The sequence below is a fragment of the Actinophytocola sediminis genome (assembly GCF_054779715.1).
Genome location: NZ_BAAGXS010000044.1, coordinates 1 through 11,375, shown reverse-complemented (window position 1 = coordinate 11,375; position 11,375 = coordinate 1). Strand labels below are relative to the sequence as shown.

General features: G+C 72.4%; 10 protein-coding genes and 1 pseudogene. 8 read left to right on the top strand and 3 right to left on the bottom strand.

What is annotated here, in order from left to right; all coding sequences use genetic code 11:
- Window positions 1–987 (top strand): lytic transglycosylase domain-containing protein (locus ACYVIP_RS26235; protein WP_460400930.1); only part of this gene is annotated, 987 nt, incomplete at its 5' end.
- 3 nt (window positions 988–990) lie between these two features.
- Here ACYVIP_RS26235 and ACYVIP_RS26230 read toward each other — a convergent pair.
- On the bottom strand, window positions 991–1,515 hold the full coding sequence (locus ACYVIP_RS26230; RefSeq protein ID WP_460400928.1) for a hypothetical protein: 525 nt from the start codon (window positions 1,513–1,515) through the stop codon (window positions 991–993).
- A 133-nt stretch (window positions 1,516–1,648) separates the two neighbouring features.
- On the opposite strand from ACYVIP_RS26230, the gene ACYVIP_RS26225 reads away from it, so the two are divergent.
- From ACYVIP_RS26225 to ACYVIP_RS26210, 4 genes are all read left to right on the top strand, one after another.
- Window positions 1,649–2,365, top strand: coding sequence for a response regulator transcription factor (locus tag ACYVIP_RS26225; RefSeq protein WP_460400926.1), 717 nt, complete (start codon window positions 1,649–1,651; stop codon window positions 2,363–2,365).
- Window positions 2,343–3,791, top strand: coding sequence for a sensor histidine kinase (locus ACYVIP_RS26220; protein ID WP_460400924.1), 1,449 nt, complete (start codon window positions 2,343–2,345; stop codon window positions 3,789–3,791). Before ACYVIP_RS26225 ends, ACYVIP_RS26220 begins: the two co-directional genes overlap by 23 nt.
- Window positions 3,792–3,854: 63 nt before the next feature.
- Window positions 3,855–5,069, top strand: a complete 1,215-nt coding sequence (locus ACYVIP_RS26215) for a bifunctional glycosyltransferase family 2/GtrA family protein (RefSeq protein WP_460400922.1) — start codon at window positions 3,855–3,857, stop codon at window positions 5,067–5,069.
- Window positions 5,070–5,093: 24 nt separating this feature from the next.
- Complete coding sequence (locus ACYVIP_RS26210; protein WP_460400920.1) at window positions 5,094–6,857, top strand: ArnT family glycosyltransferase; 1,764 nt, start codon at window positions 5,094–5,096, stop codon at window positions 6,855–6,857.
- Here ACYVIP_RS26210 and ACYVIP_RS26205 read toward each other — a convergent pair.
- Together ACYVIP_RS26205 and ACYVIP_RS26200 are read right to left on the bottom strand one after the other, a co-directional pair.
- Window positions 6,839–7,411: a flavoprotein gene (locus ACYVIP_RS26205; protein WP_460400918.1), complete on the bottom strand. Its 573-nt coding sequence runs from the start codon at window positions 7,409–7,411 to the stop codon at window positions 6,839–6,841. The two genes, ACYVIP_RS26210 and ACYVIP_RS26205, sit on opposite strands and share 19 nt — an antisense overlap.
- 17 nt (window positions 7,412–7,428) lie before the next feature.
- A complete protein-coding gene (locus ACYVIP_RS26200; RefSeq protein WP_460400916.1) occupies window positions 7,429–8,832 on the bottom strand; it encodes an MFS transporter in 1,404 nt (467 codons plus the stop codon).
- A 68-nt stretch (window positions 8,833–8,900) separates the two neighbouring features.
- Here ACYVIP_RS26200 and ACYVIP_RS26195 point away from each other — a divergent pair, with 68 nt between their 5' ends.
- From ACYVIP_RS26195 to ACYVIP_RS26185, 3 genes and pseudogenes are all read left to right on the top strand, one after another.
- Window positions 8,901–9,335 (top strand): MarR family winged helix-turn-helix transcriptional regulator, encoded by a 435-nt coding sequence (locus ACYVIP_RS26195; protein WP_460400914.1) that lies wholly within the window; start codon window positions 8,901–8,903, stop codon window positions 9,333–9,335.
- A gap of 95 nt (window positions 9,336–9,430) precedes the next feature.
- Complete coding sequence (gene accD / locus ACYVIP_RS26190) at window positions 9,431–11,140, top strand: acetyl-CoA carboxylase, carboxyltransferase subunit beta (protein WP_460400912.1); 1,710 nt, start codon at window positions 9,431–9,433, stop codon at window positions 11,138–11,140.
- Window positions 11,137–11,375: pseudogene (locus ACYVIP_RS26185) on the top strand (hypothetical protein); the annotation flags it as partial. The gene accD and the pseudogene ACYVIP_RS26185, both read left to right, overlap by 4 nt.

Here is an 11,375-nt window from a genome sequence, read left to right as displayed (position 1 = left end):
GCCGCGGCCGACGCGCGCGAGCCGGGCCGGGCAGGCGGCACCCTTGGCGCGGGCGGCAACACCCCACCCACCGCGGCCTGGCCGGCCGAGCGGAGCGCCACCGCGCAGATCGTGCACACCGGGCCGCGGGTCGCCGGCACCGTGGGGATTCCGGCGACCGTGCTGGCCGCCTACCAGCGCGCCACCGACCGCACCGGCCTCGTACAGCCCGGTTGCCGGTTGCCGCTGGAGTTGCTGGCGGCGGTCGGGAAGGTGGAGTCCGGGCACGCGCGCGGCGGTCAGGTCGGCGCGGAGGGCACGACGATCCACCCGATCCTGGGCCCGGTGCTCGACGGCGCCGGCCCGTTCGCGGCGATCGGCGACACCGACGGCGGGACGCTGGACGGCGACCCGGTGTGGGACCGGGCCGTCGGGCCGATGCAGTTCATCCCCGGCACCTGGGCGCGCTGGCAGGCCGACGGCAACGTCGACGGCCGGACCGACCCGCACAACGTCTTCGACGCGAGCCTGGCGGCGGCGCGGTACCTGTGCGCCGGCGACCGGGACCTCGCCACCCCGGCCGGCCTGGACAGCGCGATCCTGTCCTACAACAACTCCACGAGCTACCTGTCGCTGGTGCGCGCGTGGATGGTGGTCTACCAGGACGGCGCGGTCTCGGTCACCGACATCACCGCCACCGGCCCGGTCGTGCCGGCGGCCCTCCCCGCACCCCCGGCCACCCCGGCCCCGCCGGTGCCGACCCCGCCAGCACCACCGACGACCCCACCCCCGACTCCGCCACCGACAACGCCCCCGACAACGCCCCCGACCACCCCGCCCCCGACGACCACTCCGCCGCCGACGACGACCGAGCCACCGCTACCGGCCGAGCCGCCAGCCGAGTCACCGGCCGAGCCGGCGCCGACTCCCCCACCGGGCGGCGGCGGCCTGTTGTGCGGACTACTCGGCGGGATCGGTGGCCTGCTCGGCCTCGGCGAGCCCTGCTGACGATCAGTTGCGCTCCAGCCGAGGGGGACCGCCCTGCGGCGGCTGCTGGCCCATCTCGCCCTGGTCGAGCACCGTGGCCGCGGTCGCGGTGTCGCCCTCGACCGTGGCCATGATCATCACGTCGTCGCCCTCCTCGATCTCGCCGACCAGCTGGGTGTCCTCGTCGATGGTGTAGGTGCGCTCGTAGCCGTCCGCGCTCTTGGCGGTGACCGACGTGTCGCTGATCGCGGTGACCTCGCCGTTCTGGAACTCGCCGTGGTCGAGCTCGCTCATCGGACCGCCGACGATCCGGCCACCGCCCTGCGGGCCACTGAGGCCGGCCTCGTCGCTCACCGAGCCGCTCGCCGCGTAGATGGCCACCCCGCCGCCGGCCGCGATGACGACCGCGACGGCCACCGCCACCCCGATCCGCCGGGGCGTCCACCGGCGACGCTGCTCCGGTGGTGGCGGCGGCGCGCCCCAGGCCGCCTGTTCCGGCGGCGGCGGGGCGGGTGGCTGGACAGGACCGGGTTGTTGTTCGGTGTTCATGGCCACCAACATCCGGCAGCTTCCTGTGCCCTGGCTGTGCCCGGCGTTGGCCTTCGCTGTGACCCGGGTGGCTCTCAGTCAACGCACAGTGTTTCCACAGGGTCCCCATACCGGTGGCGCTGACGATGGCGACATGAAGAGCGAGCTGCGGCGCCCGGACGGGCAGCCGGTGCGGGTGCTCGTGGTCGACGACGAGGCCACCCTGGCCGAGCTCGTCTCCATGGCTCTGCGGCTGGAGGGCTGGGACGTGCGCAGCGCGCTGGACGGCACCACCGCCGTGCGCACCGCGCGCGAGTTCCGGCCGGACGCCGTGGTGCTGGACGTGATGCTGCCCGACCTCAGCGGACTGGAGGTGCTGCGCCGCATGCGTGGCGACGCGCCCGCGCTGCCGGTGCTGTTCCTCACCGCGCGCGACGCCGTCGAGGACCGCATCGCCGGGCTCACCGCGGGCGGCGACGACTACGTGACCAAGCCGTTCAGCCTGGAGGAGGTCACCCTGCGGCTGCGGGCGCTGATGCGGCGCACCGGGATCACCGAGGCCGGCGCGGGCGCCACGCTCGTCGTCGGCGACCTGACCCTGGACGAGGACAGCCGGGAGGTGCACCGGGCGGGTGAGCCGGTCGAGCTGACCGCGACCGAGTTCGAGCTGCTGCGCTACCTGATGCGCAACCCACGCCGGGTGTTGAGCAAGGCACAGATCCTCGACCGGGTCTGGAACTACGACTTCGGCGGGCAGGCCAACATCGTGGAGCTCTACATCTCCTATCTCCGCAAGAAGATCGACGCCGGCCGGCCGTCGATGATCCACACCATGCGGGGCGCCGGGTATGTCCTCAAACCGGCCGGCTGAGCGGCGCGGGTTCGAGTCCTGGCCGCTGCGGCGGCGGCTGATCGCCGAGCAGATCATCCTGCTCGCCATGGTCTGCGTGATCATCGTGGCGGTGACCCTGTTGGCGCTGCAGGCTTTTCTCATCAACCAGCTCGACGACCGGCTCGCCGAGGCGAGCGCGCGCGGACAGCGGGCGCCGGTGGTCAACGATCTGCCGAGACCGGACCAGCCGGAGATGACCGGTGCGCAGGGTCCCGGCACGCTGACCGCCGTGCGCTACCCGGACGGCCGCCGGTTCATGGCCCGCCAGCTCGCCAGCGGAAACCTCGGGGCGATCCCGGAGAACCTGCACGGCGTGTTCGACACGATCCCGACCGACAACCAGAGCTACACCCGAGACCTCGACCCCCTCGGCGACTACCGGCTCACCGCGGTGGCGTTCCCGGACGGGCGGGTGCTGGTCACCGGACTGCCGATGTCCGATGTGGACAGAACGGTGATGTCGGCCGGCTGGATCCTCGGTGGAGTCTCCCTGATCGGCCTGCTGGCCGCGGCCGGCGCGGGTGCGCTGATCGTGCGCCGCACGCTGCAACCGCTGCAGGACGTTGCCCGTACGGCGGCCAGGGTGGCCGAGCTGCCGCTTGACCGGGGCGAGGTCGCGATCGCCGAGCGGGTGCCGGCAAGGCACACCGATCCGCGGACCGAGATCGGTCAGCTCGGGCTGGCGCTGAACCGCATGCTCGGCCACGTGGACAACGCGCTCACCGCCCGGCACGCGAGCGAGACCAGGGTACGGCAGTTCGTCGCGGACGCGAGCCACGAGCTGCGCACCCCGCTGGCCGCTGTGCGCGGCTACGCCGAATTGGTGCGCAGGGGCGGCGACGCGACCCCGGAGGTGGCGCACGCCATCGGCCGGGTCGAGTCGGAGGCCGCACGGATGACCACCCTGGTCGACGACCTGCTCCTGTTGGCCCGCCTGGACTCCGGCCGGCCGCTCGAACACGCCACAGTGGACCTGTCCAGACTGGTGCTCGACGCGGTGAGCGACGCGCGGGTGGCCGGCGCGGAGCACCACTGGCGACTGGCGCTGCCGGCCGACCCGATCACCGTGACCGGCGACGCCGCCCGGCTGCACCAGGTGCTTGGCAACCTGCTGTCCAACGCCCGCACGCACACGCCGGCCGGCACGACCGTCACCACCGGACTGTCCAGATCGGACGGCGAGGTCGAGCTGACGGTGACCGACAACGGCCCCGGCATCCCGGCCAGCCTGCTGCCGGAGGTGTTCGAGCGCTTCGCGCGCGGCGACTCCTCCCGTTCCCGCGCGGCCGGCAGTACCGGACTCGGCCTGGCGATCGTGGTGGCCGTGGTGGCCGCGCACGGCGGCGAGGTCGGCGTGACGAGCGCGCCGGGCCACACCGAGTTCACCGTGTGGCTGCCGAACTAGCTCACAGGCTCCGCACAGCCGGGACACACCGAGGGCCAAGCCGGCGCCCCGAACGTGGACGCCATGACGCTCACGTTGCCCGGCGCAGGCCGGGAGCCCATCGTGCCGACCGGCGACCGCCCCGTCCTGGAGCTTGTCATCCCCGTGCACAACGAGGAACGCGACCTCGACGGTTGTGTCCGCCGGCTGCACGAGACGCTCACCGGCTGGTTCCCGCACCGGTTCCGGATCACCATCGCGGACAACGCGAGCACCGACCAGACCCTGGCGCTGGCCACCCGGCTCGCCGCCGAACTGTCCGAAGTGGAAGTGACGCACCTGGCGGAGAAGGGCCGGGGCCGCGCGCTGCACGCGGTGTGGTCGGCCTCCGACGCCGCCGTGCTCGCCTACATGGATGTCGACCTGTCGACCGATCTGGCCGCGCTGCCACCGCTGATCGCGCCGCTGCTGTCCGGCCACTCCGACCTCGCGATCGGCAGCCGGCTGGCCAGGGGCGCGCGGGTGGTGCGCGGACCGAAGCGGGAGCTGATCTCCCGGGGCTACAACCTGTTGCTGCGCGGCACCCTGGCCACCCGGTTCTCCGACGCGCAGTGCGGCTTCAAGGCGATCCGCGCCGACCTGGCGCGGAGGCTGCTGCCGCACGTCGCGGACACCGGCTGGTTCTTCGACACCGAGTTGTTGGTGCTCGCCGAACGGTCCGGCCTGCGCATCCACGAGGTGCCGGTCGACTGGGTCGACGACCAGGACAGCCGGGTGGACATCCTCGCCACCGCGCTCGCGGACCTACGCGGCATCGCCCGGCTGGCGCGCGCGCTGGCCACCGGCCGGGTCCCGGTCACCGCGCTGCGCGCCCAGCTCGGCCGGGACGCGGACGTGCCGACGAGCCTGGTACGCCAACTGGTCCGGTTCGCCGCCGTCGGGATCGCCAGCACGGTGGCGTACCTGCTGTTGTTCACCGCGCTGCGCACCGGACTCGGCGCCCAGGGCGCGAACCTGGTCGCCCTCGGGGCGACGGCCGTGGCGAACACGGCGGCCAACCGGCGGTTCACCTTCGGGGTGCACGGCTGGGCGATGGCCGGTCGGCACCAGTTCGAGGGCCTGGTGGTGTTCGGCCTCGGCCTCGCGCTCACCAGCGGGTCGCTCGCCGCCCTGCACCAGTTCACCGACGCCGGCCGAGGGATTGAGCTCGCGGTGCTCGTCGGCGCCAACCTCGCGGCCACCGTGCTGCGTTTCCTGCTGCTGCGCGGCTGGGTGTTCCACCCCGGCCGCAATCGCTGACCGCCCAACGGATCGAGGACATCTGTGACCGCCACACTCACCGCCACCACCGAGGTCGAACAGCGGTCGACACCGCGGCACCGGCCGCTGGTGTGGCTGCTGCTCGCCGGCACGGCCGTGCTGTACCTGTGGAACCTCACCGCGTCCGGCTGGGCCAACAGCTACTACGCCGCCGCCACCAAGGCCGCGACCGGGAGCTGGCAGGCGTGGCTGTTCGGGTCGCTGGACGCCGGCAACTCGATCACCGTCGACAAGCCGCCGGCGTCGCTGTGGTTGTCCGGGCTGTTCGGTCGGGTGTTCGGCTTCTCCAGCTGGAGTGTGCTCGCCCCGCAGGCGATCGCCGGCGTGGCCGCGGTGGGCGTGCTGTACCTGACGGTGAAACGGGTGTCCGGGCCGTGGGCCGGGCTGCTCGCGGGCACCGCGCTCGCGCTGACCCCGGTGGCGACGCTGATGTTCCGCTACAACCTGCCGGACGCGCTGCTCACGCTGTTGCTCGTGGCCGCGGCGTACGCGGTCACCCGGGCGATCGAGCAGGCGGGTTGGCGGTGGCTCGCGCTCGCCGGAGCGTTGGTCGGGTTCGGCTTTCTCACCAAGATGTTGCAGGCGTTCCTGGTGCTGCCCGCGTTCGTACTCGCCTATCTGGTCGCCGCACCGGTTTCCCTCGGGCGCCGGCTGGCGCACGTCGGCGTGGCCGCGGTGTCCACTGTGGTCGCCGCGGGCTGGTATGTCGCGCTGGTGGAGTTGTGGCCGGCGGACTCGCGGCCGTACATCTCCGGCTCGGCCACCGACAGCCTGTGGGAGCTCACCCTGGGGTACAACGGTTTGGGCCGGATCTTCGGCGGCCGAGGTGGGGGTGGCGGACAGGCCAACATCGCCTTCGGCGGCGAGGCGGGTGCCGGGCGGATGTTCGGCGCGGCGTTCGGCACCGAGGTTTCCTGGCTGTTGCCGGCCGCGATCATCGCCGTGCTGGCCGGGTTGTGGTTCACCCGGCACGCGGCGCGTACCGACCACACCCGCGCGGCGCTGTTGTTGTGGGGTGGGTGGCTGATGGTCACCGCGCTGGTGTTCAGCCTGATGACCGGGATCGTGCACCCGTACTACGCGGTCGCCCTCGCACCCGCGATCGCCGCGCCGCTGGGCATCGGCGGCGTCGCGCTGTGGCGCGGCCGGGCACACCGGCCGGCGGTGCTGACCATCGCCGCGATCGTCGCGGTCACCGCGGTGTGGACGTTCATCCTGTTGGCCCGCAACGAATCGTGGCTGCCCTGGCTGCGCTGGACGATCCTCGCCTGCGGTGTGCTGGTGGCCGCCATGCTGGCCGTCGGCGCCGCCACCCACTGGCTGGCCGCCACCGCGGTCGTGGTCATGCTGGCCGGCACCGGCACGTTCGCCGTGGCCACCGCCGCCGAGAGCCACACCGGCTCCATCCCCCTGTCCGGCCCCACCGCCGGCGGCCAGCTCACGGGACCCCCAGCAACCACCACCGACGACGTCATCGCCCTGCTCCGAGACACCGACACCACCTGGGCCGCCGCCACCGTCAACGGCACCGAGGCGGCGAACCTCGCCCTGGCAAGCGAGAAGGAGGTCATGGCCATCGGCGGCTGGAACGGCAGCGACCCGTCCCCCACCCTCGCCGAGTTCCAACAACACGTGGCCAACGGCCAGATCGCCTACTACATCGAAGGCCAGGGCCCCGCCGGCGCCACCGAGGTCACCGACTGGATCACCGCCACCTACACCCCCACCGCCATCGACGACCACACCATCTACGACCTCCGCCCCTGACCTCGCGAGTCCACCTCGAGGCGCTGTGCCACCGCGTGCAGCGCCGCCGCCCACGGGTAGGTCGGCAACTGCCGCACACCCTCACCAGGTGGGTTGGGCACGAAGCCGCCCTCGCCGAGGAGCACCTCGACATCGGCCTCCCGCAGCGCGCGAACACTGCGCGCGAAGGCGGGATGAGCGGCGAGCGCGGTGTTCACGAACGGCAGGATCGCCAGCGGCGTCCCGAGCCCGATGGCTTCGCTCACCAGCCCGAGCGCCAGGTTGTCGCAGATGCCGGCGGCCAGTTTGTTGATCGTGTTGGCGCTCGCCCCGCCGACGACGAGCGCGTCCGGCTGCGGCAGGACGTCCGGAGTGCCGGGTTGCCTGTAGTCACTGCGCACGGGATACCCGGTCCGCGCCTCCAGCGCGGCCTGGTCGATGAAGCGCGTGGCCATCGGCGTCGCGACGACACACACCGTCCAGCCGTCCTCGTGTGCCAGGTCGACCAGCTTGCCGACATCACGCGCGGCCAACGTCCCACAGGTGATGACATACAGCACGGGTGACGAGTTCATACCGTGATTCCAGCGGGTTACCAGCTGCCTCGGTGGTCGGGGATGGTGAAGATCAGGGGGACGGCGGCCAGCAGTAGCGCGGCCAGGACGACGAACGCGTGTGCCTGGGTCATCGCCGGGTTCGTGCTGTTGGCCAGGACCGCCGTGGTGACCGACACCGCGATGATCGCGCCGCTCTGCCGGAACATCCCGCGCAGCCCGGCGATCGAGGACAGCTGATCCGGCGCCAGCGACAGCCCCGCGTTGTTCGACGCCGGCACCGACAGGCCCATGCCCAACCCGGTCAACCCGGCGGAGAACGCCAGCCACGCGTACCCGGACACCCCCGGCGGCGGCATCGCCATCGCCACCAGTCCGATCACCATCAGCGTCAGGCCGGCGGCCATCGGGATCCGGTGCCCGGCCCGCCGCAGCGCGAGCACCGCCAGCGCGGCCACGCAGATCATCCCGGCCCCCCGCGCGGTCAACAGCGTGCCCGCCGCCAGCGGGTCGAGGTGAAACCGCTGCTCGGCATACAGCGGCACCAGCGAGCCGAACCCGATCGCCGCCCCGCCGAACAGCAGGTTCAGCACGTTCATCACCGCGAACGACCGGCCCCGCAGGAACCGGATCGGGATGAACGGCGCCCGATGGCGCATCGTGTGCCGCACGAACAGCACCGCCGACAGGACCGCGCACACCTCCGGCACCAGGAACCACGGGCTGGTCAGCCCGAGATCGAGATTGGTCAGCCCGTACATCGTCGAGAGCATCAGCACGGCCAGCAACACCAGCCCGCCGAAGTCGATCCGGCTGGCCTCCCGGCGCGGCGACTCCGCGATCAGCTTGGCCGCCAGCACGAACAGGATCACCCCCATCGGCACGTTCACCAGGAAGATCGCCCGCCAGTCCAGCCAGGTCACCAGTACCCCGCCGAGGATGGGCCCGACGATCGTGCCGATCGGGAAAATACTGGTGAACATGCCGACCGCGCGGTCGCGGTGCCGGCCGAAGTGGTCGGCGATGATCCCGGTCGCCGACGGCAGGAACGCGCCCCCGCCGAGCGCCTGCAACGCGCGCAACCCCACCAGCAGGTAGATGTTGTTGGCGAACCCGCAGGCCAGCGAGGCCAGCGTGAACACCGTGATGCCCACCAGGAACACCCGCTTGCGCCCGAAATGGTCGCCGAGCTTGCCGGCCATCGGCATGGCGATGATCTGGCCGAGCGAGTAGACGGTGATCGTCCAGCCACTCCAGGTGAGTTCGGCACCCAGGTCGGCCTGGATCGCGTTCAGCGCGGTGGCGACAATGGTTTGGTCCATCGACGCCATGAACAGGGCGATCGCCACGACGGCGAACACCAGGTGCCGGCGCGGCAGCGGATCCGGACCGACGGGCTCGGATGCGGTGCTCTGCGTCTCTCCTACGCTTCGCATCCGCATGTTTCGACAATAATTTGCTTGCCGACAAGCAAGCAATCGGTTTGTGACCGATCCGACGGGAGGCAGTTGTGGATGCCGAAGCAGTGACCCGGCTGCGGCGGGTCATCGGTCGACTCGCCCGGCTGTTCAACGCGTCGTCCGCGAGCGAGAACCTGACCCCGACCCAGGCCTCGGTACTCGGCCTGGTCGCCCACCGCGGCCCGATGGGCCTGGCCGAGCTGACCGAGATCGAGGGCCTCAACCCGACGATGCTCTCCCGCATCGTGTCCAAGCTCGACGGCGACGGCCTCATCCGCCGACTACCCGACCCGGCCGACCAACGCGCCGTGCAGCTCCAGGTGACCGCCGCCGGCAAACAGGCCCACGAGCGCATCATCCAGGCGCGCACCGAGACCGTGATCAAGATCCTGGACGGCCTCCCGCCCGAGGTCAGCGACGCGCTGCGGGACGCGCTGCCGGCGCTGGAGGCGCTGGCCGAGGGCCTGCGCACCAACCGGGGCTGATCAACACCGGCACCTGCGAACTCGACTCATCCTTGAGTTCCCTTGGAGGCCCGCGGGCGAATCTCGGACGCAACGCCTAGCCCCAAGGAGTCGCCGTGACCGCTGCCACCAACGCAGCCGGGACCGCCACCTCGGCAGCACCGGCCGAATGGGTGAGCTGCCGCCAGTGCCGATCCCTGGTCTACGACAAGCGGTTGAGCCGAAGCCTGCGGGTATGCCCGGACTGCGGACACCACGGCCGGGTCGACGCCCGCCAGCGCGTGACCCAGCTGCTCGACCAGGGCACCGTGCAGATCCTCGACCTCCCGGTGCACTCGGCCGACCCGCTGGAGTTCACCGACTCCCAGCCCTACCCGCAGCGCCTGGCCGGCGCCCGCCGCAAGACCGGGCTGGACGAGGCCGTGCTCTGCGCCACCGGCAGCATCGAGGGCAACCCGCTGGTCGTGGCCGTGATGGACTTCGACTTCATGGGCGGCAGCCTCGGCGGCGCGGTCGGCGAGCTGATCACGCTGGCCGGCGAGACCGCGCTGGAGCGCCGGATCCCGCTGCTGATCGTCACCGCCTCCGGCGGCGCCCGGATGCAGGAGGGCGCGGTCGCCCTGATGCAGATGGCCAAGACCAGCGCGATGCTCGGCCAGCTCGACGAGGCCGGCATCCTCACCATCACCCTGGTCACCGACCCCACCTTCGGCGGCGTGGCGGCCTCCTTCGCCACGCTGTCGGACGTGATCATCGCCGAGCCGGGCGCCCGGCTCGGGTTCGCCGGCCGGCGGGTGATCGAGCAGACCATCAAGCAGACCCTGCCGCCCGACTTCCAGACCGCGGAGTTCCTGCTGGCCAACGGCCTGATCGACATGATCCGGCCACGCCAGGAGCTGCGCGGCACGCTGACCAGGCTGCTGGCCATCGGCTCGCCTGCCGGCCGGGACGGGCACCTCACGGTCGAGGAGCCGGCACCGCCGGTGACCGAGACGCCGGCCGCCGGCGAGCGGGACCCGTGGCAGGTCGTGCAGCGGGCGCGGGACCTGAACCGGCCGACCACCACCGACTACCTCGGCCTGCTGCTCGACGACTTCGAGGAGCTGCGCGGCGACCGGCTCGGCGCGCAGGACCCGGCGATCATCGGCGGCCTCGGCCGGCTCGCCGGCGTGCCGGTGGTGATCGTCGGGCACCAGAAGGGCCACACCGCGGCCGAGCTGTCCGCGCGGAACTTCGGCATGCCGACCCCGGCCGGCTACCGCAAGTCGGCCCGGCTGATGCGCCTGGCCGCCAAGCTCGGCATCCCGCTGGTGGCGCTGATCGACACCCCGGGCGCCTACCCGGGCAAGGAGGCGGAACAACACGGCCAGGCGATCGCGATCGCGGAGAACATCCGGCTGATGGCGTCGCTGCCGGTGCCGGTGGTCAGCGTGGTCACCGGTGAGGGCGGCAGCGGCGGCGCGCTCGCCCTCGGCGTCGCCAACCACGTGCTGATCTGCGCGAACGCCGTGTACTCGGTGATCAGCCCGGAGGGCTGCGCGGCGATCCTGTGGAACGACCCGGCCGCCGCCCCGCGCGCGGCGCAGGCGCTGCGGGTGACCGCGCCCGAGCTGCTCGAGCTCGGCATCGTCGACCGGATCGTGCCCGAGCCGGCAGGCGGCACCCAGGCCGACCCGGTGGCCGCCGGGCACCACCTGCGCACGGCGCTGCTGGAGAGCCTGCGGGCGCTGCTGCCACTCACCTCGGCCGAGCTGATCGCCGAACGCCGGGCCAGGTTCCGCGCGTTCGGGGCCAACCAACCAACACACCGGAAGGTAGGACGATGACCCACCGACTTCCCCGTGCCGTGCCTGGCGAGCCAGAACCGGGCCAGACGGTCGACGAGGTGCTCGCCGCGGTCCGCGGCGCCGCCGCCGACCTGCTCGCCAGCTCACCCCGGCCGCCGAGCACGCTCAACGTGCGCGTGGGTGACGTCGCCGTGGAGATGGCCTGGCAACCGCCGCAGGCCGCCCCCGCGCCGGCGGGCGCCGTCGTGCCGTTGGCGGTGGCGGTGCCCGCGCC

Bases quoted from the DNA above. Each gene is read 5' to 3' on its own strand.
- ACYVIP_RS26230 (WP_460400928.1), bottom strand. From the start codon at position 1,515: ATGAACACCGAACAACAACCCGGTCCTGTCCAGCCACCCGCCCCGCCG.
- ACYVIP_RS26225 (WP_460400926.1), top strand. From the start codon at position 1,649: ATGAAGAGCGAGCTGCGGCGCCCGGACGGGCAGCCGGTGCGGGTGCTC.
- ACYVIP_RS26220 (WP_460400924.1), top strand. From the start codon at position 2,343: ATGTCCTCAAACCGGCCGGCTGAGCGGCGCGGGTTCGAGTCCTGGCCG.
- ACYVIP_RS26215 (WP_460400922.1), top strand. From the start codon at position 3,855: ATGACGCTCACGTTGCCCGGCGCAGGCCGGGAGCCCATCGTGCCGACC.
- ACYVIP_RS26205 (WP_460400918.1), bottom strand. From the start codon at position 7,411: ATGAACTCGTCACCCGTGCTGTATGTCATCACCTGTGGGACGTTGGCC.
- ACYVIP_RS26200 (WP_460400916.1), bottom strand. From the start codon at position 8,832: ATGCGGATGCGAAGCGTAGGAGAGACGCAGAGCACCGCATCCGAGCCC.